At 73.7% G+C, this 25,385-nt stretch carries 25 protein-coding genes and 3 pseudogenes; 13 read left to right on the top strand and 15 right to left on the bottom strand.

Going from position 1 to position 25,385, the window contains the following annotated elements; genetic code table 11:
• Positions 1-2: 2 nt before the first annotated feature.
• From IEZ12_RS29805 to IEZ12_RS29825, 5 genes are all read right to left on the bottom strand, one after another.
• A complete protein-coding gene (locus IEZ12_RS29805; RefSeq protein ID WP_189276346.1) occupies positions 3-320 on the bottom strand; it encodes a trypco2 family protein in 318 nt (105 codons plus the stop codon).
• Positions 321-395: 75 nt separating this feature from the next.
• On the bottom strand, positions 396-2,750 hold the full coding sequence (locus tag IEZ12_RS29810; RefSeq protein ID WP_189276348.1) for an ATP-binding cassette domain-containing protein: 2,355 nt from the start codon (positions 2,748-2,750) through the stop codon (positions 396-398).
• Positions 2,751-2,768: 18 nt separating this feature from the next.
• Entirely contained in the window at positions 2,769-3,218 is a 450-nt protein-coding gene (locus tag IEZ12_RS29815; RefSeq protein ID WP_189276351.1) for an SRPBCC domain-containing protein, read from the bottom strand.
• 35 nt (positions 3,219-3,253) lie between these two features.
• Complete coding sequence (locus IEZ12_RS29820) at positions 3,254-3,811, bottom strand: TetR/AcrR family transcriptional regulator (RefSeq protein ID WP_189276353.1); 558 nt, start codon at positions 3,809-3,811, stop codon at positions 3,254-3,256.
• A 115-nt stretch (positions 3,812-3,926) separates the two neighbouring features.
• The gene (locus IEZ12_RS29825; protein WP_189276355.1) at positions 3,927-4,808 is read right to left on the bottom strand and encodes a LysR family transcriptional regulator; all 882 of its coding nucleotides are present in this window, start codon (positions 4,806-4,808) and stop codon (positions 3,927-3,929) included.
• Between the two features lie 147 nt (positions 4,809-4,955).
• Between IEZ12_RS29825 and IEZ12_RS29830 the strand changes: the two genes are divergently transcribed.
• Both IEZ12_RS29830 and IEZ12_RS29835 read left to right on the top strand, forming a co-directional pair.
• Positions 4,956-5,381: a hypothetical protein gene (locus tag IEZ12_RS29830; protein ID WP_189276357.1), complete on the top strand. Its 426-nt coding sequence runs from the start codon at positions 4,956-4,958 to the stop codon at positions 5,379-5,381.
• On the top strand, positions 5,374-6,960 hold the full coding sequence (locus tag IEZ12_RS29835) for a multicopper oxidase family protein (protein ID WP_229848284.1): 1,587 nt from the start codon (positions 5,374-5,376) through the stop codon (positions 6,958-6,960). The genes IEZ12_RS29830 and IEZ12_RS29835 overlap by 8 nt, the downstream gene beginning before the upstream one ends.
• Before the next feature lie 79 nt (positions 6,961-7,039).
• Here IEZ12_RS29835 and IEZ12_RS29840 read toward each other — a convergent pair whose 3' ends face one another.
• Positions 7,040-8,107, bottom strand: coding sequence for a TolB-like translocation protein (locus tag IEZ12_RS29840; RefSeq protein WP_229848285.1), 1,068 nt, complete (start codon positions 8,105-8,107; stop codon positions 7,040-7,042).
• Between the two features lie 177 nt (positions 8,108-8,284).
• Here IEZ12_RS29840 and IEZ12_RS29845 point away from each other — a divergent pair, with 177 nt between their 5' ends.
• A complete protein-coding gene (locus IEZ12_RS29845) occupies positions 8,285-8,938 on the top strand; it encodes a TetR/AcrR family transcriptional regulator (protein ID WP_189276359.1) in 654 nt (217 codons plus the stop codon).
• Positions 8,935-10,305: a carotenoid oxygenase family protein gene (locus IEZ12_RS29850; RefSeq protein ID WP_189276361.1), complete on the top strand. Its 1,371-nt coding sequence runs from the start codon at positions 8,935-8,937 to the stop codon at positions 10,303-10,305. The genes IEZ12_RS29845 and IEZ12_RS29850 overlap by 4 nt, the downstream gene beginning before the upstream one ends.
• Here the strand turns inward: IEZ12_RS29850 and IEZ12_RS29855 are convergent.
• Positions 10,294-11,607 carry a response regulator gene (locus tag IEZ12_RS29855; protein ID WP_189276363.1) on the bottom strand — a complete coding sequence of 438 codons (1,314 nt, stop codon included), beginning with the start codon at positions 11,605-11,607 and terminating at the stop codon, positions 10,294-10,296. The genes IEZ12_RS29850 and IEZ12_RS29855 overlap by 12 nt on opposite strands.
• Before the next feature lie 394 nt (positions 11,608-12,001).
• On the opposite strand from IEZ12_RS29855, the gene IEZ12_RS29860 reads away from it, so the two are divergent.
• Positions 12,002-12,367: a hypothetical protein gene (locus IEZ12_RS29860; RefSeq protein ID WP_189276365.1), complete on the top strand. Its 366-nt coding sequence runs from the start codon at positions 12,002-12,004 to the stop codon at positions 12,365-12,367.
• Between the two features lie 51 nt (positions 12,368-12,418).
• On the opposite strand, the gene IEZ12_RS29865 is transcribed toward IEZ12_RS29860, so the two are convergent.
• The 3 genes from IEZ12_RS29865 to IEZ12_RS29875 all read right to left on the bottom strand — a co-directional run bounded on the left by IEZ12_RS29865 (position 12,419) and on the right by IEZ12_RS29875 (position 16,115).
• Positions 12,419-13,174 (bottom strand): alpha/beta fold hydrolase, encoded by a 756-nt coding sequence (locus tag IEZ12_RS29865; protein ID WP_189276367.1) that lies wholly within the window; start codon positions 13,172-13,174, stop codon positions 12,419-12,421.
• A 94-nt stretch (positions 13,175-13,268) separates the two neighbouring features.
• Positions 13,269-14,870 carry a M4 family metallopeptidase gene (locus IEZ12_RS29870; protein ID WP_229848286.1) on the bottom strand — a complete coding sequence of 534 codons (1,602 nt, stop codon included), beginning with the start codon at positions 14,868-14,870 and terminating at the stop codon, positions 13,269-13,271.
• A gap of 381 nt (positions 14,871-15,251) precedes the next feature.
• The gene (locus IEZ12_RS29875) at positions 15,252-16,115 is read right to left on the bottom strand and encodes a S1 family peptidase (RefSeq protein ID WP_189276369.1); all 864 of its coding nucleotides are present in this window, start codon (positions 16,113-16,115) and stop codon (positions 15,252-15,254) included.
• Between the two features lie 197 nt (positions 16,116-16,312).
• On the opposite strand from IEZ12_RS29875, the gene IEZ12_RS29880 reads away from it, so the two are divergent.
• Both IEZ12_RS29880 and IEZ12_RS29885 read left to right on the top strand, forming a co-directional pair.
• Positions 16,313-16,552 (top strand): ribosomal protein L7/L12, encoded by a 240-nt coding sequence (locus IEZ12_RS29880; protein WP_229848294.1) that lies wholly within the window; start codon positions 16,313-16,315, stop codon positions 16,550-16,552.
• Between the two features lie 316 nt (positions 16,553-16,868).
• The gene (locus tag IEZ12_RS29885) at positions 16,869-17,045 is read left to right on the top strand and encodes a hypothetical protein (RefSeq protein ID WP_189276373.1); all 177 of its coding nucleotides are present in this window, start codon (positions 16,869-16,871) and stop codon (positions 17,043-17,045) included.
• Between the two features lie 60 nt (positions 17,046-17,105).
• Here IEZ12_RS29885 and IEZ12_RS29890 read toward each other — a convergent pair.
• Positions 17,106-17,513: pseudogene (locus IEZ12_RS29890) on the bottom strand (NADAR family protein); the annotation flags it as partial.
• Between the two features lie 192 nt (positions 17,514-17,705).
• Here IEZ12_RS29890 and IEZ12_RS29895 point away from each other — a divergent pair.
• Positions 17,706-18,068, top strand: coding sequence for an HIT domain-containing protein (locus IEZ12_RS29895; protein ID WP_189276375.1), 363 nt, complete (start codon positions 17,706-17,708; stop codon positions 18,066-18,068).
• A 128-nt stretch (positions 18,069-18,196) separates the two neighbouring features.
• Positions 18,197-18,835, top strand: a complete 639-nt coding sequence (locus IEZ12_RS29900; protein WP_189276377.1) for a CAP family protein — start codon at positions 18,197-18,199, stop codon at positions 18,833-18,835.
• 41 nt (positions 18,836-18,876) lie between these two features.
• Here IEZ12_RS29900 and IEZ12_RS29905 read toward each other — a convergent pair.
• Positions 18,877-19,220, bottom strand: a pseudogene (locus IEZ12_RS29905) (5-methyltetrahydropteroyltriglutamate--homocysteine S-methyltransferase); the annotation flags it as partial.
• A gap of 63 nt (positions 19,221-19,283) precedes the next feature.
• Here IEZ12_RS29905 and IEZ12_RS40715 point away from each other — a divergent pair.
• Positions 19,284-19,451, top strand: a pseudogene (locus IEZ12_RS40715) (hypothetical protein); the annotation flags it as partial.
• 171 nt (positions 19,452-19,622) lie between these two features.
• Here IEZ12_RS40715 and cobF read toward each other — a convergent pair.
• Positions 19,623-20,387 (bottom strand): precorrin-6A synthase (deacetylating), encoded by a 765-nt coding sequence (cobF, locus tag IEZ12_RS29910; protein WP_189276379.1) that lies wholly within the window; start codon positions 20,385-20,387, stop codon positions 19,623-19,625.
• 283 nt (positions 20,388-20,670) lie between these two features.
• Between cobF and IEZ12_RS29915 the strand changes: the two genes are divergently transcribed.
• Together IEZ12_RS29915 and IEZ12_RS29920 are read left to right on the top strand one after the other, a co-directional pair.
• Positions 20,671-21,078 carry a YunG family protein gene (locus IEZ12_RS29915; protein ID WP_100584407.1) on the top strand — a complete coding sequence of 136 codons (408 nt, stop codon included), beginning with the start codon at positions 20,671-20,673 and terminating at the stop codon, positions 21,076-21,078.
• Between the two features lie 208 nt (positions 21,079-21,286).
• Positions 21,287-22,729 (top strand): FAD-binding oxidoreductase, encoded by a 1,443-nt coding sequence (locus IEZ12_RS29920; RefSeq protein WP_229848287.1) that lies wholly within the window; start codon positions 21,287-21,289, stop codon positions 22,727-22,729.
• Between the two features lie 117 nt (positions 22,730-22,846).
• Here the strand turns inward: IEZ12_RS29920 and IEZ12_RS29925 are convergent, their stop codons facing one another.
• On the bottom strand, positions 22,847-24,022 hold the full coding sequence (locus IEZ12_RS29925) for an MFS transporter (protein WP_189276383.1): 1,176 nt from the start codon (positions 24,020-24,022) through the stop codon (positions 22,847-22,849).
• A 109-nt stretch (positions 24,023-24,131) separates the two neighbouring features.
• Between IEZ12_RS29925 and IEZ12_RS29930 the strand changes: the two genes are divergently transcribed.
• Entirely contained in the window at positions 24,132-24,800 is a 669-nt protein-coding gene (locus IEZ12_RS29930) for a hypothetical protein (RefSeq protein ID WP_189276384.1), read from the top strand.
• A gap of 33 nt (positions 24,801-24,833) precedes the next feature.
• Here IEZ12_RS29930 and IEZ12_RS29935 read toward each other — a convergent pair whose 3' ends face one another.
• On the bottom strand, positions 24,834-25,304 hold the full coding sequence (locus IEZ12_RS29935; RefSeq protein ID WP_189276392.1) for a DUF4265 domain-containing protein: 471 nt from the start codon (positions 25,302-25,304) through the stop codon (positions 24,834-24,836).
• Positions 25,305-25,385 lie beyond the last annotated feature (81 nt).

Genomic DNA, 25,385 nt, shown 5'->3' on the forward strand with positions numbered 1-25,385 from the left:
GGTCAGAATCCGTCCTGGCTGCCCAGGTCGGGGTTGGAGATGTCGATGCTGCGGCCGGTGCTCGGGTCCTTCGGCGTCAGGGTGACCGAGACCTTGTGGGTCCGGGTGTGCGCGAGCCCGGCCTCCGCGTCGGCGGACAGCACCCAGGCCTTGACGCCGCCCTTGGCGCGGGCGTCGCGCTTCAGCTCGACGGTGAAGTCGAGCGTCACCGGGCCGACTTCGAACTGGATGGCCTGGCCGCGGCCGCGCTCGGAGGCGTCCAGCAGCTCCAGGCGGATCGCCTCGATCGCGTCGGCCAGTTCGATGTCATGACGGTCCATCGCTCGTCCCCCACAGCTCGGATTCTCCCGAGGCCGAGCGTAGAGCGTCCGCCGGGCGACGGTGGTGCGGTTGGGTCAATCCGAGCGGAGGTGGGCGGCGAGGTACGGCGCGGTCGGGCCGGTCGAGGTGGCAGCGACCACCGCCGGGGTGCCCGTGGCGAGGACGCGGCCGCCGCCGGCGCCGCCGGACGGGCCGAGGTCGACGAGGTGGTCGGCGGTGGCGAGCAGCGGGAGGTGGTGCTCGGCGAGCAGCACGGTGGCACCGGCGTCGACCAGGCGGTGCAGCTGCGCGGTGAGGACTTCGCTGTCGGCGGGGTGCAGACCGGTGGTGGGCTCGTCGAGCAGGTAGAGCGTGCGGTCGCGGCGGGCGTGGTGCAACTCCGCTGCCAGCTTGACGCGTTGGGCCTCGCCGCCGGAGAGTTCGGGCGCGGGCTGGCCGAGCCGCAGGTAGCCGAGGCCGACCTGCTGGAGGACCGTCAGGACGCGGGCCGCGGCCGGCACGTCGGCGAGGAACGGGGCCGCCGCGTCGACGGTCAGCGCGAGGACGTCGGCGATGGTGGCGCCCCGGTAGGCGATCTCCAGGGTCTGCGGGTTGTAGCGGCTGCCGTGGCAGTCCGGGCACGGGTTCCACGCGGTGGGCAGGAACAGCAGCTCCACCTCGATCGCGCCCGCGCCCTCGCAGGTCGGGCAGCGCCCCGACGCCACGTTGAACGAGAACCGCCCCGCGTCGTAGCCCCGCCGGCGGGCCTCGTCGGTGGCCGCGAACAGCTTGCGGACCACGTCCAGCAGGCCCGTGTACGTCGCCAGGTTGGAACGCGGAGTGCGGCCCAGCGGCGTCTGGTCGACCGTCACCACCCGGCCCACCGACGGGTCGGCCGCCGCCGCCTCGGCCGCCGCGCCCAGCAGGGTCGACTTGCCCGCGCCCGAGACGCCCGTCACCGCCGTCAGCACGCCCAGCGGCACGTCCACGTCGACGTCGTGCAGGTTGTGCCGGGTGACGCCGCGAAGCCGCAGCACGCCCGACGGGGTGCGGCCCCGGGACGGGGGAGCGGCCGGGGGAGCGAAGAGGAAGCGGCGGGTGGCGGACCCGGCGACGTCGCGCAGGCCGTCCACCGGCCCGCTGTACAGCACCCGGCCGCCACCGGCGCCCGCGCCCGGGCCGACGTCCACCAGCCAGTCCGCGCCGCGGACGACCGCCATGTCGTGCTCCACCACGAACACCGAGTTGCCCGCGGCGCGCAGCTCGGCGAGGACCTCGCGCAGCGCCTCGGTGTCCGCCGGGTGCAGGCCCGCCGACGGCTCGTCCAGGACGTACACCACGCCGAACAGGCCCGAGCGCAACTGGGTGGCCAGGCGCAGGCGCTGCAGTTCGCCGGTCGACAGGGTGGGGGCGGCGCGGTCCAGCGAGAGGTAGCCGAGGCCGAGCCGCCGCAGGGCGGCCAGGCGGTCCGCCAGGTCGGCGGTGAGCAGGCCGGTCGGGCCCTCCTGGGCGGTGAACGGGTGCAGCAGGGCGGCGAGGCGGTCGGCCGGGAGGGCGGCCAGCTCGGTGATCGGCAGGCCCGCGAACGTCACCTCCAGCGCCTCCGGACGCAGCCGGTGGCCGTGGCAGACCGGGCACGGCGACTGCTCCAGGAACGCCGCCGCCTTGGCCCGGGTCGCCTCGCTGCGGGACTCGGAGAACGCTTTCAGCACCAGGCGGCGCGCACTGCTGTACCTGCCCCGGTACGGTCGCTGGACCCGGCCCGGCTCGCGCTCCGGATGGACCGTCACCACCGGCTGCTCCTCGGTGAACAGGATCCACTCGCGCTCCTGCGCGGGGAGCTCCCGCCACGGCCGGTCCAGGTCGTGGCCGAGCGCGCCCAGGATGTCCCGCAGGTTCTTGCCCTGCCACGCACCCGGCCAGGACGCGACCGCGCCCTCCCGGATGCTCAGCGACGGGTCGGGGACGAGCGAGCGCTCCGTCACCCGGTGCAGCACGCCCTGCCCGTGGCACTCCGGGCAGGCGCCGGCCGGGGTGTTCGGCGAGAACGCGTCCGAATCCAGCCGCGCCGCGCCCGCCGGGTAGTCGCCGCACCGCGACAGCAGCATCCGCAGCAGGTTCGACATGGTGGAGATGGTGCCGACCGAGGAGCGGGAGGACGGCACCGAACGGCGCTGCTCCAGCGCGACCGCCGGCGGCATCCCCGTCACCGAGTCCACCAGTGGCGCCTCCACCTGCCGCAACAGCCGACGGGCGTACGGCGAGACCGACTCCAGGTACCGGTGCTGCGCCTCGGCGAACAGCGTCCCGAACGCCAGCGAGGACTTCCCCGACCCCGACACCCCGGTGAACGCCACCACCGCCCCGCGCGGCACCGCCACCGCCACGTCCCGCAGGTTGTGCACCCGCGCCCCGCGCACCCGCACCATGCCGTCGTCGTCGATCTCCATGCCGTTCACCGTGCCACGCTACCCCGCGAGCGGGGCCAGGCCTGCGAGGTTGCCGAGCGCCGCGGCGAACCGGGCCTCGGTGTCGCGGGCGGTGCGGCCGTGGAAGAACAGCGCGAGCAGGCCGGTGAAGCGCTCGCGCTGGACCACCCGGACCCGGCCGTCGCCGAGGTCGGTGATCAGGTACGAGTGCGCGTTGTCGAGCAGCCCGGGCACCAGGAGGCGGCCGGCCCGGGAGAGTTCACGTCCGGGGTCGACCACGGTGAGCACCGGGTGGAACGTCAGCTCCCGACCGGAGGCTGTGCGCACCACCTCGGTCTGGCGGGCGCCGACGGCGAGTTCGCCCTCGACCCGGACCACCACCGGGTGCCACTGCGGGTAGCGGGCGTGGTCGGTGATCAGCTGCCAGACGCCCTCCGGGCTGCCCGGGAACTCGGCTTCGGCACTGACCTCGCAGGTGAACAGGCTCATGACGGTCTCCCCCTGGTGATTGCTTGTCGGGCGGTTCAGCGGTGGCGTGCCAAGGTGGTGTCCACCAGGGCGCGCGCGAAGCAGTCGTCGATCGGGTCGCCGCTGATCAGCACCCGGTAGTAGAGCGGGCCGACCAGCTGGTCGATGATCAGCGCCGGGTCGGCGTCGGCCGCCAACTCGCCGCGGGCGACGGCCCGGTCGATCAGCTCGGCGGCCGCGGTGCGGCGCTGCGTCCACAAGGGGCGCAGTGCGTCGCCGAGTTCGGGGTGGCGGGTGCCGGCGGCGATCAACTCGGCCACCAGGGCCCGGGTGGCGGGCAGCCGCAGACCGGCCGCGATCGCGGTGAGCGTGCCCGTCAGATCTGCCCGGACATCGCCGGTCTCCCGGATCGGCGCGGTCTCGAACATGGTGGCGAAGGCGGCGACCACCAGATGGTCCTTGCTGGGCCAGCGCCGGTACACGGTGGTCCGGGCTACCTCGGCCCGGGCGGCCGCCTCGTCCAGCGCGAACCCCGCGTAGCCGCGCTCGCGCAGCAGCGCCCGGGCCGCCTCCAGCACCTTGGCGTCGACGGCGGTGTCCCGCGGCCTGGCCATGTCCCCACCTCCGAGTTCCGCTACGCGTGTTTCGTAACGAGGGGGAGGCTAGCGGGAGCGGCGACCATTACGCAACACGCGTATCGGAACCGGGCTTCAGGGTGGAGACGGGCGGTCAGCGGGCCTGCTGCCAGGGCCAGTCGACCAGCGTGGCGTGCATCAGGGTCGCGGCGGGCGACAGGCGGGCGGACTCGGACCAGTGGAGGGTGAGGGTGCGGCGGCAGGCGGCGGCATTGACGGGGAGGACGGCGAGGGGGAGGCGGGCGGCGGTCCGGCGGCCGACGGCGGGGATCAGGCCGACGCCGAGGCCGGAGCTGATCAGGTCGGCGATGGCGGCGAGTTCGTCGCTCTCGCAGATGATCCGGGGTGGGTGGCCGAGGGTGGTGAAGAGGTGGTCGAGGAGGCGGCGGTTCCAGTGGCCGGGGCGGGCGGTGATGAAGGGGAGCGGGCCGAGGTCGGCGAGGTCGACGCAGTCGCGGTCGGCCAGCGGGTGGTCCCGGGCGACGGCCAACTGCACAGGCTCGTCGAGGAGTTGGGCGCTGTGCAGGCCCTCGGTGCGAATCGGCTGGGAGGCGACGCAGAGATCGACCTCGTGCGCGCGGAGCTGACGTGCCATCAGATCGGCTGGGAGCTGCCGCAGTTCGATCTCGGCGGCCGGGTGGGCGCGCTTGTACGCGGCGAGCGGCGCGGTGAAGGTCAGGAAGGTCTCGGACGCCAGCCGGACCGAGCCGAAGCCGTTGCCCGCCGCCTCCGCGACGGCCCGGCGGCCGGCCTCCAGCTCGCCGAGGCAGCGTTCCGCGTAGCCGCGGAAGAGCCGGCCCGCCTCGTTCAGGCGCAGCCGCCCGCCGCGGTCGAAGAGCGGAGTGCCGAGCTCGTCCTCCAGGCGGGCGATGGTGCGGCTCAACGAGGGCTGCGCGACCCGGAGTTCCTCGGCGGCCCGGCTCAGGTGCTCCAGCCGTGCCACCACCAGGAACTGGGTCAGTGCGTGCAGATCCATGGCCGTCCCCCGCGCTGCTCGTCCGGCCATGCCCGGAGCGGCATAACCCCATAGCAATATTGATCTTAGACGTGATAGCCGCCGGGTCATAACGTCGAGAGGGAGGCAAGTTCCGCCCGCAGCAACAGAATTGAGGGAGTTCCCGCCATGGCTGTGTCAGCCGTCCCCGAACGAACCGGCCGAACCGGCCCCGCCGGGCAGGTGCTGCGCGTGCTGGCGGCCGTGCACACGGTGGCCGTCTACGGGCAGCCGGTGTTCGCCGGCGTCTACCTCAGCGGCTCCTACGACGGCCTCGGGTGGCACCTGGCCGGGGCCAACGCCGTCACCGGCCTCGGCTACCTGCAGCTGATCGCCGCGATGGCGCTCTGGTTCCGAAGCCGGATCAGCTGGCCGCTGACCGGCACCGCGGTGGTGGTGATCGCCGAGACCGTCCAGTACTTCGCCGGACTCGACGGCACGCTCTGGCTGCACCTCCCGCTCGGCGTGGCCACCATCGCCGCGCTCACCGTCCTCACCATCGGCCTGCTGCGCACCCCGCTGCCCGGCCGTGGACCGGAGGCGGACGGTGAGTGAGCGCCGACTTCTCGTCAGCAGGCGGCAGGTGCTCGCGCTCGGCGGCGCGTTCGGACTGCTGACGGCCGGCAGCCTGGCCTCGGCCGGGGCGCTCGCCCATCGGCCCGCCGGCACGGGCAGGCTGCTGCGCAGCGCGATCGAGCTGCCGCCGGCGTTCCAAGTGCCGCTGCCGCGACCGCAGGTGCTGGCGCCGGTCTCCACCGCCGGGGGCGTCGACCGGTACGAGATCATCCAGCGGGAGACGGTCGCCGAGATCCTGCCCGGTGTGCGCACCCCGGTGTGGACGTACGGCGGCAGCTTCCCCGGGCCGACCGTCGAGGCCCGGCGCGGGCGGCCCACCGTGGTGACGCACCGCAACGAACTGCCCGTCCCCACTGTGGTCCACCTGCACGGCGGGCGCACCCCCGCCGAGTCGGACGGCTACCCCACCGACCTGGTGCTGCCCGCGAGTTGGTCCGAGCACGGCGGCGGCCACGGTGGCCATGGCGGCGGTGGGATGGCGGACCCGCGGGCCGTGCAGAGCCACGTCGTGCGCGAGTACACCTTCCCGAACGAGCAGCGCGCCACCATGCTCTGGTACCACGACCACCGGATGGACTACACCGCCCCCGCGATCTGGCGCGGCCTGGCCGGGCTGCACATCATCCGGGACGACAGTGAGAAGGCGCTCGAACTCCCGGACGGTGAGCGGGAGTTGCCGCTGATGATCACCGACCGGGCGTTCGCCTCGGACGGGAGCCTGAACTATCCGTCGCTGCCGGACCGGCCCGGCGTCCAGGAGCCCTACACGGCCGGGGTGCTGGGCGACGTGATCCTGGTCAACGGCGCGCCCTGGCCGGTGCACGAGGTGGCGGCGGTGCGGCACCGGCTGCGGGTGCTCAACGGGTCCAACGCCCGCCACTACGAACTGGAGGCGGTCGACCAGGACGGGCGGGCGCTGGAGTTGGTGCAGATCGGCGCCGACCAGGGCCTGCTGGCCGCGCCCGTGACCCATCGCCGCCTGCCGCTCGCGCCGGCCGAACGGTACGACCTGCTGGTCGACTTCGGGTCGGTGCCGGTCGGCGGGACGGTCCGGCTGCTGAACCGGCTGGGCGCCGGGCGGACCCGGGAGGTGATGGCGTTCCGGGTGGTGCGGGCGCAGCGGGAGGACACCCGGGTGCCGCGCACCCTGGCCACCGACCTGCCGCAGTGGCGGCGCGAAGAGGCCGTCCGGACACGGGAGTTCGCGTTCCGGGCCGGACGGATGGGCGAGGGCCACGGCTGGCTGATCGGCGGACGCCCGTTCGACCCGGCGCGGGCGGACGTCGGCGTCCGACTCGGCGACCTGGAGGTGTGGCGGCTGATCGCGGACGTCCACCACCCCGTCCACCTGCACCTGGTGGGCTTCCGGATCCTGAGCCGGGGCGGCCGCGCGCCGCTGCCGCACGACGCGGGGCTGAAGGACACCGTCTCGCTGCGGCCGGGCGAGGCGGCCGAGATCATCACCCGCTTCGACGGCTACCGGGGCCGGTACCTGTTCCACTGCCACAACGCGGAGCACGAGGACATGGGGATGATGGCGAACCTGGAGGTGCGGTGAGGCGTCCCCGGGGCGAGGACGCCGAGGCGCCGGACGAGTCGTGCCGCCACGGGCTGACGCGCCGTCGGAGCGGGCCCGGTCAGCGGGCGTCGAGGGCGACGGGGGAGGAGGCGCCGGCGGCCAGCAAGCGGGGCCGGCCGGTGCCGTCGGCGGGGACGGACCACAGGTCGGCGGCGTGGCCGTGCCCCGCGGGCAGGGCGTACCCGAGCGTCCCGGCGTCCAGCCAGGCGGCCTGGTCGTCCATGGCGCGGGTCTCGGCGACGGGGTGCTCGCGCAGGTCGGCGAGGTCGAGGACGTAGAGGCGCCAGGGGTCGGCCGGGCCGGCGGAGACGCGTTTCATGAAGGCGATCCGGGTGCCGTCGGGGGAGAGCGACGGGCAGTCGACGTCCTCCCGCAGGGTGTGCGCCGACCAGGACCGGAGGTCGCCCTCGACGAGGTGGGTGCGGCCGCCGGTGGAGACGGTGGCGTAGAACCGGTTGTCGTCGGCGGCGAAGCTGACGCTCCAGTAGGCGACGTCGGCGGAGCGCGGGCGGGCGCCGTCGACGGTCAGCGGGATGGTCTCGATCGCCCGGACCGTGTACCCGGTGCGCAGGTCGACGATCGAGGTGCGGGTGGAGAGGCCGGCCGTGGCGTAGGAGCTGCCGGCCGCGAGGGTCGTCCAGGACAGCACCTGCCCGGACGGGGAGACCCGGGCCCGGCTCGGCAGGCCGGGCAGGGCGAAGCTCTGGAGCCGGTGGAAGTGCCGGTCGTAGACCACTGCCTCGGTGGAGGCGGGCCGGCCGGGCCTGGCGCGCAGGCACAGCGCCCGGTCGCCCGCCGCGTAGAAGCGTTCGCAGGACGGGCCGCCGACCGTCGCGGGCCCGCCGTCGGCGTGCGGGCGGTGGGCGATCCGGCCGGAGGCGGCGTCCCGGTAGTACAGGCCGGGCTCGTCCAGGGTGAAGGTGGCGTCGGCCGGGACCACCCGGTGCGAGCCGTCGCGGTGGCAGGTGTGCAGGGCGAACCCGAGCGCGGCGCCGAGCAGGGTGACCAGGACCACCATCAGCACCACCAGACGGGCCGCCGCCGGCGGACGCTCGGTCGAATCCCGTTCGCAGTCCTCCCGCCAGACGGCCTCCGGTGCGGTGTCGGGCGCGGTCTCGGTCGTCATGAGGGATTCCCTTCGAGCAGGATGGCTCCACGAGATTAGTTGAAAGGAAAGTTTCCTACCGGTAAGTCACGAGCAGTTCGCCACCCCGAACTTCCGTGCGGGAAAGGGATGCTGACGTCGCGGCGGATTGTCGGAAAGTGTGGGTAACAGCGTTACCCATGGGATACGGTGTTACCCGTGAACACGCCCTACCAGGACGCGCAACGCCTCGGCCAGAGCGCCGTGCGGACCGCGATCCTCGACCACGCCATCGACCTCCTGGTCTCCGAGGGGCCCGCCGCACTGACGATGCGTCGGATCGCCACCGGCATCGGCGCCTCGACCAAGGTCCTGTACACCATGTTCGGCGGGAAGGAGGGCCTGGCCGACGCGCTCTACCGCGAGGGATTCGCCCGACTGCGCCGCGCCCAGCAGCAAGTGCCGCAGGCGGCCGACCCGTTGACCGCACTGAACGACCTCGGCGCCGCGTACCGGGCGCACGCCCTCGCCGAACCCGCCTACTACCGGGTGATGTTCGAGCAGGCCGTCCCCGGCTACCGGCCCGGACCGGAGGCGCTGGCCGCCGCCGACCACGCCTTCGACGCCTCGGTGGCGGCCGTCCGGGCCTGCATCGACGCGGGCGTGTTCGCGCCCGGCGACGCCCCCGAGATCTCCAAGCTGCTCTGGGCGGCGGCCCACGGCGCGGTGAGCCTGGAACTCGCCGGCCACTTCCCGCCGGAGAGCGCCGCCCACCGCTTCGACGCCCTGATGACGGCGGTCGGACAGGCGTTCCTCGCCGACCCGGACCGAGCCGCACACACACCGGAACAAGGACGAGGACGCCCGGCATGACGACGACCAACCGCTACCTGACGGGCAGCTTCGCCCCGGTCACCGAAGAGGTCACCGCTCACGACCTGCCCGTCACCGGCCGCATCCCGGCCCACCTGAACGGCCGCTACCTGCGCAACGGCCCCAACGCGCTGGGCATCGAGGACCCCGCCGCGCACATCTGGACCCTCGGCCCCGGCATGGTGCACGGCGTCCGGATCCGCGACGGCCGCGCCGAGTGGTACCGCAACCGCTGGGTGCGGTCGGGCGCCGTCGCCGACCACCTCGGCGAGCCGCGCCGCGGCACCCCCGTCGACCCGCGGCTGGACTTCGCCCCGAACGTCCAGGTGGCCGGCCTGGCCGGCCGCACCTTCGCGCTGATCGAGGGCGGCATCCGCCCCTACGAACTCGGCTACGAACTCGACACCCTGGGCCCCTGCGACCTCGGCGCCACCCCCGAGGGCTACAGCGCCAACGCGCACTCCGTCTTCGACCCGCACACCCGGGAACTGCACTCGCTCGCGTTCCGGTACGGCTCCGACCACGTCCAGCACATCGTGCTGGACCAGTACGGCGCCGTCCGGCACACCACGCTGATCCACACCCCCGGCAACCCGTACATGCACGACTTCGCGCTGACCGAGCACCACGTCGTGCTGTTCGACGCCCCCGTCGTGTTCAGCCCCGCCCACCTGCCCACCGGCGTCCCGTTCAGCTGGGACGACACCCACCGGGCGCGGGTCGGCGTCCTGCCGCGCAGCGGCGGGCCGGTGCGCTGGTTCGAGGTCGCCCCCTGCCTGGTCGGCCACACCCTCAACGCCTACGAGGACGGCGCCGAACTGGTCGTCGACGTGGTCCGCCACCCCGAGGGCTTCGACATCCGCGACTTCGGCCGCAGCCGCCCCACCCTGGACCGCTGGCGGATCGACCTGGCCGCCGGGAAGATCCGCGAGGAGCGGCTGGACGACCGCACCCAGGAGTTCCCGCGCGTCGACCCCCGTCGGGTCGGCCGCCCGCACCGCTACGGGTACGCCGCCGCGGCCGAGCTGTACGCCGCACCCACCGGCCCCGACGACCCGCGCCCGAACGAGGGCTTCAGCAGCGCGCTGCTCAAGCACGACCTGCTGCGCGGCACCGTCGAGGCCCACGAGTTCGGCCGGTTCGGGGCGGTCGGCGAGGGCGTGTTCGTCCCCGCCGAATCGCCCACCGCCGAGGACGACGGCTACCTGATGGCGTACGCCCACAACCCCGAACGCGGCGCGGCCGACCTGGTGATCCTCGCCGCGCAGGACTTCACCGGCGAACCCGTCGCCCGGATCCACCTGCCCGTCCGGGTCCCGCTCGGCCTGCACGGCAACTGGGTGCCCGACGGACCGTCAACGCGCTGACGGGGCACCGGCCTTCGGAACCTTCGCACCCGCCGAGGTGCCCGCGCCCGCGTGCGCGTGCGCGTGGGCGGGCGCGGGCAGGTGCCGGGTCGGCGCGGGCAGCGTGGCGTGGCGCCGGCGCTCGCGGTGCAGCTCGACGTGGACGGCGACCTTGGCGCGCAGCGCCCACGGGTCGACCGGCTTCGGGATGAAGTCGACCGCGCCCGCCGCGTAGCCGCGCATCGAATGGTCCGGGTCGGTGCCGATCGCGGTGACGAAGACGATCGGGATGTCGCGGGTGCGGGCCCGGCGCTTGATGTGCGCGGCGGTCTCGTAGCCGTCCATCCCCGGCATCTGCACGTCCAGCAGGATCACCGCGAAGTCGTCCGGCTCCAGCAGCGCCCGCAGCGCGTCCGGGCCGGACTCGGCCCGCACCAGCCGGTGCCCGTGCGGCCCGAGGACGGCCTCCAGCACCATCAGGTTGTCCGGCCGGTCGTCCACCAGCAGCACCTTCGGCGGCAGGCCCTCCTCCAGCGGGCGCACGGCCGGATCCCGGACGTCCGCGAGGCCCTGCTGCTGTTCCACCAGGGCGAGTTGACGCTCGAACAGGTCGCAGCGGGTCTCCGCGCACGCCGCCCGGTCCCGGGCCCGGGCCAGCTCCTCCGCCAGCCGGTCCACTTCGCGGGCCAGCGCGTCGCGCTCCGCGAGCAGCGTGCTGCGGTCCGGGGGAGCGGTGGCGTCCGACGGCGCGGGCGGCCCGTCGCGGCCCGGCCGCTCGGCGAAGTCCGACGGCTCTGCGAGGCCCGGCGGTGGGACGCGGTCCGCGGGCGCCGGCGGTGCGGGCAGCAGCGGGCGGGACTCCAGGCGGACCAGCCGGGCGTCCAGGTCGGCGATGGTCTGCCGGGTGTCGTCCAGCGCCTGGTCGAGCTGCTCCTCGCGCGCGCCCGCCCGGCGGGCCTCCCGGTCGGCCGCCTGCAACTGGCCCTCCAACTGCTGGACCGCCCGGCCGATCGACGCCGCCGTGCGCAGCGCCGCCCGGTGCCGGCGGCGCAGCCGGTCCAGCGCCGACGGGTCGAGCCTGGTCCCGCAGTCCTCGTCGAGGTGGTGCAGCAACTCCTCGACGAACTGCCAGGGCGCGATCCGCGACCCCGACAGGTACCGGGACAGCGTGCCCGGATTGAGGTAGCAGCGGGTCGCGTACCGGCGCACCGAGATCCCGAGCTCCAGGAAGAGCTCCCGCAGTGTCTCGGCGAACTCCCGGCACTCCCTGTTCAGTTCACGGTCCAGCGGCTGCAGCCCGCCGTCCCGTACGGGCCCTGCCATCACGCTCCGCACCCCCGTCGGCCGTTCATCGGTCCGCCGGGTCGCCATGTACGCCGCACCCGAATCCTCCACCCGTACCCGCCGGACATCACCGTCCGGTCGCGCCAACCCCGGCCGCCGCTGCGCCGGGGTGGACAGCAGCATGCCGGATCGCGAGGGTGTTGCGCGCCCCGCAACGCGCAGACGCGCCGGACGGCCGCTCAACCGCAACGGCTTTGGCGTTCACCCGATCTGACGTTCCCTCAGTTGAGTGAAAGAGGAGCCGTTCGGGAACGTCCGGCCGGTTCAGGTGCTGGGGCGGCGGGAGAGAGGTCTTGGCAGGTGGCCGAGAGATAGTTGAACATATAACCACATGAGTCGCGTGTCGTCGCGCCCGTCCGACAAGGAGACCGCCATGCCTGCTCCCGGTCAGAAGAGCCTCACCGCCGCCGTCGCCACCGGGGCCGCCCTGCTGCTGGGTGCGGCGCTCGCCCAGCCCGCCGCTGCCGTCGACCTGCCGCACTCGGCCGTCGCCTACTTCGCCACGGACGCCGACCTGACGGGCGCCCGGTTCACCGTCGACACCGGCGCGGGCTGCCACAACCTGCCCGCCGCGGCGAAGTCCGCCGTCAACTTCACCACGGCGAACGTCACGGTGTACTTCAACGCCGACTGCCGCACCGGAGCGCCCGGCCGGACCGGCGACCTGGCCTACGGGCTGGGCAGCCTGCACTGGGCCAACTTCCCCTACCAGGCGCTCAGTTACCGCGTCACCGGCTGATCCTGCCGGGCACGGGAAGCCGGGCCGGCTTCCCGTGCGGGTGGCAGCGCGTCAGTCGCGGAGGAAGCCCTCCAGGGACGCCGCGAGGGCGACCGGGGTCTCGTACATCGGGTAATGGCCGCTGCCGCCCAGCTCCTCCAGTTCGGCGTTGGGGTAGTGGGTGAGGAAGGTGCCGCGCATCACGTCCGCGGTGAGGGCCAGGTCGTGCTCGCCGACGATCACCTTGACCGGCACCGGGTTGCCGCTGATCCGGCTCTCCAGGTCGGCCGTCGCCCAGTCGCGGACGTAGCCGCCGAAGGCCTCGGGGGCGGACAGCCGCAGCGACTGGTCGACCATGCGGTCCAGCCAGACCCGGCCGGCCCGCTGCCCGGTGACCAGGTCGAGGATCGCCAGCCGCTTCTCCCGGTCCTCGGCAGCGCCGTAGAACAGCGCCTCGCCCGCCTCGTCCAGCGGGTACGCCCCGGCCGGCACCGGGGCCAGGCCGACCAGCTTCCGCACCCGCGACGGCGCCTCGGCGAGCACCTGCTGGGCCGCCTTCCCGCCCATCGAGTGGCCGACCAGGGAGAACCGGTCCCAGCCGAGCTGGTCGGCCAGGGCGAGCGCGTCGGCGGCGATCTCGGCGAGCGTGTACGCGCCGGGAACGTCCTTGCGCCGCCCGTAGCCGCGGTAGTCGAGGAAGGCGTAGCTGAACGCGGCCCCGTCGAGGTAGTCGAGGAACGGGCCCCAGCCGGCGCTGGTGCCGAACCAGTCGTGGAGGACCAGGACGTGGTGGTCGCCGGCGCCGATCGAGAGGTGAGGAATCGTCATGCCCTCGGTCGTTCCCCGTGAACCGCCCGCCCGAACGGGCAGTTCACGGCGGGTCGCCCACTCGGCCTCGGCGCGGCGGACAACCGCTGCCGCGCTAGACGTTGACCGCCTTCCAGGCCGCGGCCACCGCGTTGTACTCCGGGGCGCCGTACAGGTCGAGCGCCGCCCTGAGCGTCGCGGAACGGGCGTTCGCGTAGGTGGTGGTGGAGGTGAAGTAGACCGTCAGCGCGCGGTACCAGATCGCGGCGGCCTTGTCCCGGCCGATGCCGACGAGCGTCGAGCCGTCCGCCGTCGGGCTGTTGTAGCTCACGCCGTTGACCACCTTCGCGCCGCTGCCCTCGGACAGCAGGTAGAAGAAGTGGTTGGCGACGCCCGAGGAGTAGTGCGGGTCGAGGCCGCCGATGCCCGGGTACCAGAAGTCCTTCGAGTAGCCGTCCCTGGACGGCCGGTCCAGGTAGCGCACCGGGGTGCCGTTGCCCGCGAGGTCGAGCTTCTCGGCGATCAGGTAGTCCGGCGGGTCGGCCGGCAGGCCGGCGTACCACTCGATCATGGTCCCGAAGATGTCCGAGGTGGCCTCGTCGAGACCGCCGGCCTCGCCGGAGTACATCAGCCCGGCGGTGGCCGAGGTGACGCCGTGGGCCATCTCGTGGCCGGCCACGTCCAACTCGGTCATCGGCTTGTTGCCGCTCGGACCGTCGCCGTAGCTGATGCAGAAGCAGGTGTCGTCCCAGAACAGGTCCATGAGGTTGCTGCCGTAGTGGACCCGGCTGGTGATGCCGACGCCGTTGCCCCTGAGGCCGACCCGGCCGAAGGTGTTCTTGAAGTAGTCCCAGGTCGCGGCCGCGTCGAACTGGGCGTCCACGGCGGCCGACTGGCGGTTGGACGGGAGGCCGTTGCCCCAGATGTTGGTGGCGCTGGTGAACAGCGCGTTCTTGTTGCCCGCGTCGACGGTGGACTGGTTGCCCCGGGTGGCGTCCTTCAGCTGATAGGTCGCCCCGATCTGCGTGGTGGTCAGGGTGACGGCGCCGACATGGACGCCGGTGCCGGTGCCCGTCGCGGTCCGGATGCCGTCGTCACCGGCCAGCACCGCGCCGGTGGCCGCGTCCGTGATCAGCCGCCGGCTGCTGGGCACTCCGTCGGTGCGCACGCCCTCCACCACCGTCCGGTAGGCCAGCCGCGGGCTGCCGCCGCCGGCCCAGACCACCAGCTGCGCCGCGCCGGCCGCACCGACCTGCGCGAGTGCCGCCCCCTCCCCGTCGGCCGTCCCGAGCGTGCCTCGGACGGCGTCCGCCGCTCCCGTGGCGGCCTGGTCGGCGGAGAGCTTCGGGGCGAGGCTCGGCAGCGACAACCGCCCCGCGAAGGCCCGGTCGACGGAGGTGATCGAACCGTCGGCCCGCTGGTGCACGACCAGGTCGCCGCCGACGACGGGCAGGCCCGCGAAGGTCCGCTCGTAGCGCAGATGACGGTCGCCGTCGGCGTCCACCACCGCGTCCTTGACGATCAGGCGTTCCTGGCCGCCCAGCGCCAGCGCCCCGGCGATCGGGGCGGCCTCGGCCCCGGCCAGCGAGAGCAGGGCGTCGCGCTGCTGTCCCACCGACGGCACACCCGCCTGCGCGGGGGCGGCGCCCATCTGGACGACGCCCGCCAGCAGGGCGGCGGCGGAGAGCACGGCTCCGGCTGTCAGCTTTCGCTTCACGTGCGGGGTCCCTTCCACGAAACCGCAGGTGCGCGGTCGCGCCGCGCACCGGGGCGCCGGGCTTGGCACCGTGAGGCGGTACGGGCGCTGACGTGCTGCTCCCGTGCGACCCTCGACGGCCCGTCAGGGTGAGTGGGGGACGGCGCCGCGGAACGGGACGGGAGTTGGCCAGTAGCATGACAATGCGTAGGGTGAAATGACAGGTTCCCTCCGCATATTGGCCAACTCCCGCCACCGGACCGGGGGAGGCCGCCCGCCCGCCGGTCATGTCCCGCTATCGCCCCGTTCGCCGCGCTGGCGGGATCCCGCCAGCGGCCGCCCCCTTGCCGCCTCCCTCGCGGCCTGCTAACGCTGCTGCGCCATCGGAGGCTCTGAACTCGCCTACTGCGCGCTGCTGTTCACATCGCCGCTCGCGGCCGCCGATCCGTGGCCGGTCGCCTCCCTCATGGTCTGCTTGATCCACTTCGCGTACGCGGGTGCGCTGGTGTACAGGCCCGGCCCGCCCGAGCACGGGACGCCCGGGGCGCCGGGGCCCGAGGTGACGCCGACCAGCTCCCAGCGACCGTTGCGGGCCTTCTGGAGCTGAGGGCCGCCGGAATCGCCGTTGCAGGCCATGGCGTTGGCCTTCCGGCTGATCGTGCAGAGCCGGTTCGAGTTCGCCCAGCCCGGGGCGCACTCGGAGACGGCGCCGATCCGGGTGCTCAGCTCCCGGAGCTGCTCCGAGAAGGCGAACTCGCCGTCCACGGTGCTGCCGAAGCCCAGCAGGCGGGTCGGAGTGCCCGGCCGCCCCGCCTCGCCCGCGATCCCGACGGGCTGCTGGGCGACCGGCCGGTCGAGCCGGATCAACGCGAGATCGTCCTTGTTGGGCCCCGCCCCCTCGCCGTTCAGATAGCCCGGGTGCACGAACGTCCGGTCGATCCGCCGGACGGTCCCGCCCGACGTCCGGTGGTCACTGCCGATCCGCACCGTGCCGTCCAGCTCGATGGCCTCGCCCGTCACGCAGTGCGCCGCCGTCAGCACCCACTGACGGTCGATCAGCGACCCGCCGCAGCTGCCGTCGAGCAGGCCGTAGTCCGGCGCCGTCATCGGGATCACTGCCATGAACGGGTAACTCTCGGTCGCGGCACCGCCGTTGACGATGGCCTCGGCGCTCCCGGCCATGACGGTGGTGCAGGCGAGCGCAGCGAGAGTGCCGGCGGTGGCCAGACGGGCCGCACGGCGACGGGACGGCTTCAGGTTGAACACGGGAAGTACCTTCCGTTCGGGAATGCGTCTGGGTTCAGCCTGCGTTGTCCATGATCCACTGCGCGATGGTGACAGCAGGTGGACCCATGGTCGGGCCACCGGCCCTGTGACCGGTGGGGCTGTCCCCCCGTCGGAGTCGGCGGCCGGTGGCATACGCTGTTGTCCGCCCCGTGGACCGAGGAGTCGCTGTGGCGGAGATGTACGCCGTGCTGATCTGTGACAACGTGCCCAACGCCGTGGTGCTGACCCATTCCGGGCCGCATTCGATCGAGGTCGTGAAAGTGCTGCGCCGATGGACCGGGATGGCCCTGTGGGACAGCAGACTGCTCCTGGACCGCCTCCCGGCGACCATCCTCGAAGACGTCACGCGGGAGACGGCCGAAGCCGCGGTCCGCGAACTCCTCGAAGCCGGAGCCGAGGCCGAGGTGCGATCGTAGGCGCCCGCCTGCTCCGGGCGGCCCGGCAGCTGCAGCCATGCCGCAGGGCGCAGCACGTACCGTGCGGAGGGGAGGCCGCTGTCCTCGGACGGCCCACTCGACAACTCGTGCTCGACTCATCGACTCCGGAGATCGGTCACTGCCCCCGCAGGCGGTCTGGCACGACACCGGCACAGGCGTCTTCCGCTACGCGGCCCGGCTCGACGGGCAGTGGTGGGTCCTGCGACTCAATGACTTTCCCGAGCATCCGCTCCTCACCCTGTTCGTCGACGCGGAGGTCGTCGGCGACCTGGAGGACAGCCAAGCCGTCTGGCGGTTGGCACCCCGTGGACCGCTTCCTGCGCTCACCGCGCCGGACCGCGCCGAGGTACTCCGCCTGATGGCCGGCCTCGGCCCCTACGGCGCCGAGGCCGGCACCCCGTGCGCGGGCGACTGGTGCACCTGCAGCATCCTCACCGACGAGTACGTGGCTCGGCACAACACTCCGTCATGAACCGGGAACTGTCCTGCTGTCCCGGAGCCGGCGCGGGCCGGAGACACTGGCCCGGCTCGGTCACAGACCCGGGAGCTCGGTCCGCTGCGCGTGCAGTTCGGAGCGGATCAGTTCGAGGAGGCGGCCTGTCCAGTTGCGCCCTCGGCCGGCGTTGTCGCCCCAGAACGCCGAGTCCATGTCGTCGTAGATCACGGTGGCGTCGCCAGTCGCCAACAGGATCTCGGCGAGCTCGGGGTGCTGGTCGTACTTGGCGCGCAGCAGACGTGTCATGACCGCGGTGCGGACGTGTTCCCAGCCCTCGCGGCGAGGCGCCTCGGCCGCGAGCTTGCGCGCCGCGAAGGCTGTTTCCGCCGTCGCGATCGTGCCCCGGGCCTCGGGCTGAGCAACTGACAGGGCCCAGTAGGCGTGGGCGACGGAGGGGTAGCCGGCCTCCCCCACGGTGATCGGGGCGGGGTAGCCCCGTTGCCCACACCCTCCGCACCGGCCCGCCCCGTCCACCCGGGTCCCGGCCACCGCCGAGATCAACGAAGCAACGGTCCGCGAGGTCCCGGCATTGCCCCCGAACCGCTCCCCGTAGGACGGTGTCCACGGAAATGCCGCGTCGGTCGGGACGGCCTCCGGCGGGGCTCGGCACCGCAGTCGAGGGGATGGGTGATCGGCATGACCGCTGCCAGGACCGAGCAGGTGTCGGACTTCTACTGCCAGGAGGCCTTGTCCGGGAACACTCCGATCACGGTGGTCGAGGAGACGGACGAAGTGCTTGCCTTCGAGCACACCCGGCCGTCGTACCCGGTGCACATCGTGGTGGTTCCCAAACTGCACACCCCGTCCCTGGAGGACCTCGGCGAGGGTGGGGAGGAACTGCTGATGAAGGTCATGCGGGTCGTCCGCTCGGTGGCGGCGAGGGTCCGTGAGGAGCGCGGCGCCTGCTGCATCGTCACCAACCTGGGCGAGTACCAGGACAGCAAGCACCAGCACTGGCACGTGCTGTTCAGGGGCGAGCTGCCCGAGGGGCGGGTCTGAGCCTCAAGGGTTCCGGCGGCAGTGTCCGGGCCGCTCCGGCTGTTGGGCGGGAGGTGGCCCGTGCCCTGGGTGGGGCGGTGGGCGTTGAGCAGGGTGGCAGGATCAGCGCGAGAAGGAGCACAACCATCTTGACTGCACTTCGGATTCGCAGGGCGGCCGTGGCCGCGGGGGCGGCGGCCCTGGCCATGATGACGGCGATGCCGCCCGCGGTGGCGGACGGGTCGGCGGGCCGGCGGGCGTTCACGGACCGGACGGACGGCGAGTTCCAGCGCGACTGCCTGGCCGCCGTCAACGCCTACCGCGCCAAGCACCAGGCGCCGCCGCTCACCGTCGACCCGACGGTCGTGGACTACGCCAAGTCCCGGGCGCAGCAGGTCTCCCGGCCGAACGGCTTCAACCACGACGGCCTGGCGCGCGGGTACGGCGAGACGCTGAGCTGGAGCTCGACCGCGGGCGAGGGCACGTACACCCCGGACACCTGCCGGGACGCGGTGGACGCCTGGTACGAGGGCAGCGCGCACTACGACTACAACAAGCCCGGCTTCTCCCGCGAGACCGGCAGCTTCACCCAGCTGGTGTGGAAGTCCACCACGAAGCTGGGCTGCGCCCGGGTCGGCGGCCTCCGCGACGGAGGCCCGGACAGCGAGGGCTTCTCCTGGTCGGACACGTACATCGTGTGCAATTTCACGCCGCGCGGGAACCTGACGACGGACCCGCAGAACCCGACCAAGGCGTACCGGGACAATGTCCTGCCACCCCGGCCGTAGGGCACGCCGGGGGCGGCAGGCGGTCGCCCGGGTTCGCCGTCTCAGTCGGCCAGCTCCGCGCGGAGGGTACGGGCCGCCGAGACCAGGCCGGCGAGGGAGGCGCGGGTCTCCGGCCAGGCGCGGGTCTTCAGGCCGCAGTCGGGGTTGACCTACACGCGTTCGGCGGGACGGCGGTGAGTGCGAGGCGCAGCAGCAGGACGGTCTCGGCGGGGGACGGGACGCGCGGCGAATGGATGTCCCACACGCCGGGGCCGACCCCGGCGGACCAGCCGGCGCCAGCCAACTCGTTGGTGACCTGCAGGTGCGAGCGGGCCGCCTCCAGGGAGATCACGTCCGTGTCCAACTCCTCGATGGCGCACAGGATGTCGCCGAATTCGGCGTCGCACCGCTCCTCCGCTGCAATGTCGTACCGGGCCGGGCCGGGAGTCGGCGGCTCGTCGTCGACGTGGTGCTCGGCGAGACCGGCGAACGCGTCCGGCCGGAGCTTCGCCACAGCGTGCTCCTGGCCGACAGAACCAGGGACGACCCCGAGGCGACGCTGCGACTCCCGACGGACCGGTTCCTCGAACTGACCGCCGGGAGCACTGCCCGGGACAGGCAGGACGACACGGTCGAGGTCGCGGGTGAGCCCGAGGCCCTCGCGCGCTTCCTCGCCTGCTTCGACCCGACCCCGCCACGGGTGCAGCTCCACGCGCTGACGCGGGAGCGCGTCGCCGCTGCGAGCCCTGCCGCGGGGCGGGCGGCGTCGCGATCCGACGCCGCCCGTCCCGCCGGCCGCTCGACGGCGCTATTCGGAGTCGGTGCGGCGCAGCAGGTAGCTGTCCATGATCCAGCCCTTGCGCTCGCGTGCCTGCTCGCGCAACTCGGCGATGCGGTCGGCCTGTTCGGCGAGCGGGCCGGCGGCCAGGATCTCGTCCTCGGTGCCCAGGTACGCGCCGTAGTGGATGTGCACGCCAGCCGGGTCGATCTTGGTGAACGCCGCCTGCCCGTCCAGCATCACCACCGCGTCCTCCGACCCCGGGCCGAAGCCCTCGGCGGCGAGGCGCCGGCCGGTGGTGATCCGCACGGGGCGGGCGGTGCGGGTGAGGGTGGTGCGGTGACGGGCCGCCAGCACCGAGATGCTGCTGATGCCGGGGACGACGGTGTACTCGAACTCGGTGCGCCCGCGGTCCAGGATCCGGTCCAGGACGGCGATCACACTGTCGTACAGCGCCGGGTCGCCCCAGACCAGCAGCGCGCCGGTCTGCCCGTCCGCCAACTCCTCGACCACTGCCTGCTCGACCAGGTCGGCCCGCCGCTCCCGCCACTCCTCGACGGCCTCCTTGTACGCCGCGGTGGCGCGGTCCCGCGCGGGGTCGATCAGTTCCACCACCCGGTGCCCGGGCCGCCCGTGCTCGGCGATCATCTGTCGCCGCAGCCGGATCAGGTCCTGGCGCTCCTCGGGCTTGTCCAGCAGCAGGAACGCATCCGTGCGGCCGATCGCCTTGACCGCCTCCAGAGTGAGGTGGTCGGGATCGCCCGCGCCGATGCCGATGACGAGAAGGGTACGCATGACGCCGATTCTGCCTGGTCGCCCGCGCGGACCCGCAGGTGGGCGGCACGCTGCGCGGATCGCTGCGCTGACGGCCTCGCGGATCGCGGCGGTGCAGGGGCGGGCGACGATCCCCGCCAGGCTTCGTGATCACCGCTGTTCAGCCCGACCCGCCGGCCTGCGGCACGTACCCGGCGATGCCGCACCGAGCAGCCCTGAGGCCGTCGGACAACGCCGAACAAGCAGACAGCGCGCCCTCGCCGACGACACCGCGGTTGTCGGTGGCGGGTGCGACGCTGCCGGGATGACTCCTTGGAACCTGCTCGATCTCGACCGGGCCCTGCGGGCCAGTTGGGCCGCCGACACCTGTTCGCCGGACGACCTGCTCAGGGCCGGGTGGGGGCCGGAGAACCCGGCGTGGGGGCAGTGCGACATCACCGCGCTGGTGGTGCACGACCTGTTCGGGGGCGAGTTGCTGGTCGGGAAGGTGTACCGGGGCGGGGAGCAGCAGGGGTTCCACTGGTGGAACCGGCTGCCCAGCGGCGCGGAGCTCGACCTGACGCTCGAACAGTTCCGGGACGGTCAGACCGTCACGGAGGGCCGGGTCCTGGCCCGTCCGGTGGGGCCGACGCGGCACCGCTGGGCGGAGTACCTGCTGCTGCGCGAGCGGGTCGGCGAGCGGCTCGGCGGCTTCCCGGAGCCGGCGGCCTGACGGCGGGTCGGGCGGGGGCCGGTGTGCGCCGATGGGCGCAGTGCGGCGGGCCCCGAGGGGCGGGGGAGGGCGACGATCGGCGGACAGGAGGCTCGCGCGCGGGGCGCGGGCGGAGAGGTTCGCCATGGGTATGGATCGTCGGCGGTTTCTGACTGTCGCCGCGGTGGCGGCGGCAGGAGTGGCCACGGGGGCGGGAAGTGCGGGGGCAGTGGGGGCGTTCCCGGCCAGAGCGCGGGGCTGGCGGGCGGCGCCGCCGGACTGGCAGGCGCTGCGGAGACGGCTGGGGGACCGGCTGGTGCTGCCCGCCGACCCCGGGTACGGGACGGCGCGGCTCGGGTTCAACGAGCTGAACGACGGTCAACTGCCCGCCGCGGTCGCCAAGTGCCTCTCGGCGGACGACGTCCGGGCCTGTCTGGACGTGGCGCGCGGCCACGGCATCCCGATCGCGGCACGCAGCGGCGGCCACAGCTACCTCGGCTACAGCATCCCCGCCACCGGCCTGGTGATCGACCTGCGCGGCATGGCGGACGTCAAGGTGCACCGGGACGGGAAGGCCGAGGTCGGCGCGGGCGCGCGGCTGATCGAGGTGTACGCGGGCCTGGCGGCGGCCGGACGGCTGCTGCCGGCCGGGAGCTGCCCGACGGTCGGGGTCGGTGGGCTCACGCTGGGCGGCGGCATCGGCGTGCTGGCCCGCAAGTACGGGCTGACCTGCGACCGGCTCGGCGCGGCCCAGCTGGTGACCGCCGACTCCGCCCTGCACCACGCCTCGCCCGGCCGGAACGAGAACCTGTACTGGGCGTTGCGCGGCGGCGGGGGCGGAAACTTCGGCGTGGTCACCCGGTTCACCTTCGACACCGCGCCCGCGCCCGGCCTCACCGTCATCTCGCTGGCGTTCCCCGCCGGTTCCGTGCCGCAGGTGCTCGGCGCCTGGCAGGAGTGGGTGGCCCGCGCGCCCGAGGAGCTGTGGGCCAGCTGCCAGATCGCCGGCGGCAGCCCGCCGAGCTGCCGGGTCGTCGGCTGCTGGGTGGGCGACCCCGACGGGGCGAACCAGCAGGTCGACCGGCTGGTGAAGGCCGCCGGAACGACGCCGACCAGCCGGACCGTCGCCCCCAAGGACTACCTGGCGGCGATGAAGTACATGGCGGGCTGCTCCAAGGACACCGTCGCCCAGTGCCACCCCACCTGGGAGGGCGGCCGGCTCACCCGGACCGGATTCGTCGCCGTCTCCCGCATGCTCGGACCCCGGCCGATCGACCCGGCGAAGGTCACCGACCTGATGACCGGCCACACCGGCATCGACCTGCTGCTCGACTCGCTCGGCGGCGCCGTCGGCGACCTCGGACCGGGCGACACCGCCTTCCCGCACCGCAACTCGCTCGCCAGCGCCCAGGTGTACGCCTCCGCCACCCCCGCCACCGAGGCCCGGGTGAAGGCCGCGGTCGACGCCGTCCGCGACGGCCTGGCCGGCCTCGGCGCGCACGGCGCGTACGTCAACTACATCGACGCCACGCTCCCGGACTGGGGCCGTGCCTACTACGGCGAGAACCTGCCGCGCCTGCAACTGATCGCCCGCCGGTACGACCCCGACGGCGTCTTCGCCTTCCCGCAGTCGGTCACCGCCGCGTCCGGCGGCTTCGGACGGGCCGCCTGAGGCCGCGGGCGAGGGCGTCCGGGGTCGGCTCCGGGAATCGCGGCGACGGGTCGTCCAGCAGGTCGGGTCCCGGCCGCGGAGCCGACGAGGGGCCGTCGCGCCTGGTGCGACGCCCGGTCAGGAGACCCGGCGGCGCAGCAGGTAGGCGCCGGAGGCCGCTGCGAGGGCGGCCATGCAGGCGGTGAAGACCAGGCCCGCGTGGGTGAGGCCGAGGGGGCGGGCGAGCAGGCCGATGCCGATCACCGGGATCGAGATGCCGAAGTACGCCACCACGAACAGCGCGGACAGCACGCCGCCGCGCTGCTCGGCGGGGGCCGCGCCCGCGACCTCGCCGACCGCGCCGCGCAGGCCCATGCCCTGGCCGGTGCCACCGACCAGGGCGGCCAGGACGAGCGGCGTCAGGGTGCCGGTGGCGAGGGAGAGGGCGAGCAGGCCGAGCCCGGCGATCAGGACCAGGCAGCCCAGCGGGATGGCCCGGGCCGCGCCCAGCCGGGGAACCAGGAGCTGACCGGCCGTCGAGGCGAAGAAGGCCAGGCAGACGATCGCGCCGACCGCGGCGTGGTTGTGCACGCCCAGGTCCTCGGCGAGGAACGCCGGACTGACCGAGGTGAACACGCCGAGCAGCGAGAACCCGGCGAACGCGGCGATCCCCGCCGGGACGAACACCCCGCGCACCTGCGGCGGCAGGTCCGGCCGCCGGGGCCGCGCGGTGCGCAGCGGGCGGGCGCCGGCCACCGTCTCGGGAAGGAGCCAGGTGACGGCGAACGAGACCGCCAGCAGCGCCAGGTGGACCAGGTAGGGCAGCGTCAGCGGGTGCGAGGTGTACTCGGCGAGCAGCCCCGACAGCAGCGGACCGAGACCGAGGCCGCCCATGTTCGCGGCGGTGGCGGCGAACCCGGCCCGGGCCCTGCGGTCGGGCGGGGCGAGCTCCAGCACGTACGCGGTGGCGGTGCCGGTGAACAGACCCGCGGAGAAACCCGACAGCAGCCGGCCGACGAACAGCAGTGCCAGCCCCTGCTCGGCCAGGAACGCGACCGCCGCCCCCGCCGCACACCCGAGACCGCACAGCAGCACCGGTCGCCGCCCCACCGCGTCCGACACATTGCCGACCAGCAGCAGCACCCCGATCACGCCCAGCGCGTAGACGGCGAACACCACCGTCACCATCAGCTCGGAGAACCCGATCTGTTCCTGGTACAGCCCGTACAGCGGCGTGGGCAGCGTGGTCCCCGCCATGCAGACGGCGAACGCGCCCGCCGCCCCCAGGTACCGCGGACGCCGACGACCGGTCATCCGCCCACCGTAACCGCGGGCCTGCCGTGCGGGCCTGTGGCAGGGCGGGGCGAACTGCCAGGTCAGCCCGTTCGCGGCGGTGTCGGCGGCGCGCGGTTGAATGGGCGGCATGACCGTTCGCGACCTGCTGTCCTCGCTGCCCGAACCCGCCGAACTGCGCGCGCGCTGCCGGGCGATCGCCCTGCTCGACGCGATCCTCGACGACTACGCCCCCATGCACACGTTCGTGCCCGGCTGGCGGGACGGCGTGGACCTGGCGTCCATGGACAACGGCTCGGGCGACCACTACGCGATCGTGTTCGACGCGGCCGGGGTGTTCCTCCATGGGTTCGACCACGAGAGCGACGCCACGCCGTGGCGGGAGGCCGAACGCGCGCACTGGCCGGGCCTGCTCGACGGACTGCCGGCCTCGCTCGCCCACTACGCGCAGGCGCCGGAGTTCCAGTTCATGGACTTCTTCGACGCCACGGTCTGCGTCTGGCGCGAGACCGCCGACACCGCGTGGCGCTGCGGCCCGGTGGAGTTCGCCCCCGGCGAGCGGGACGGCGCCGACTGGATGTTCGACCTCGTCGCGGACGGCACCCCCGAGGCGTACGTGGTCTTCGCCGAGGACTACCTCGAACGCCCCGTCGCCCGGGACGCGGTGGCGGCGATCCTGACAGGCGCTCCGCTCACCCCCGAAACGGTCGCGGCACTCGCCCCCGCCAAGGACTTCGCCACCGTCGCCGCGCAGGCCCGCAAGCTGGGCTGGGAGGTCCTGGAACCGGCCGCCAGCTGAGCGGGCGGGGTGCCTGGGCGCCCGCCGGCCCGGTCAGTGCGCGGCGTCGACGGGCTCGTCGTGGTCGATGTTGCCGAACCACCACTCGGCCCCGTCGATGCCGGCCGCCCAGCGGTCCATGACGTGCTCGACCGCGGGAAAACCGGCCGCAAGGGCGACGGTGACGACGACGAAGCGCAGGTCCGACGGGGCCTCGGCGATGCCCCCGAGCTCCCCGATCGCGTCCCGGAGTTCGGCGAGCGACTCGGGTGCGAAGCAGCCGCGCCTCGCCGCCTGAACACACAGGTTCCCGCCGGGCTCCACCACCGTGAACCGGCCGTCGTCGCCGACCCGGAGCACATCGCCGGCCGCGCAGCCGAGCGTCAGCCCCGGGCTTCCGGCCAGTTCGAACAGGCCGGGCTCCAGGAACAGCGCCGGCAGCACTTCGAACACCGGCTCCCCCTTGGAGTGGCCCGCCAGGAGGCGAAGGTGCGTGCGGGCCGGCGGCTGGGGATCGTGCGTCATGCGGGGGATCGTCCCACACGGCCGGGCCGGGGCCGGTGCCGGGCGGCTCGATATGAGTGCCGTTCATGGCTCAGGCATGTC

The organism is Kitasatospora griseola, from assembly GCF_014648555.1.
Taxonomy (GTDB): domain Bacteria; phylum Actinomycetota; class Actinomycetes; order Streptomycetales; family Streptomycetaceae; genus Kitasatospora; species Kitasatospora griseola.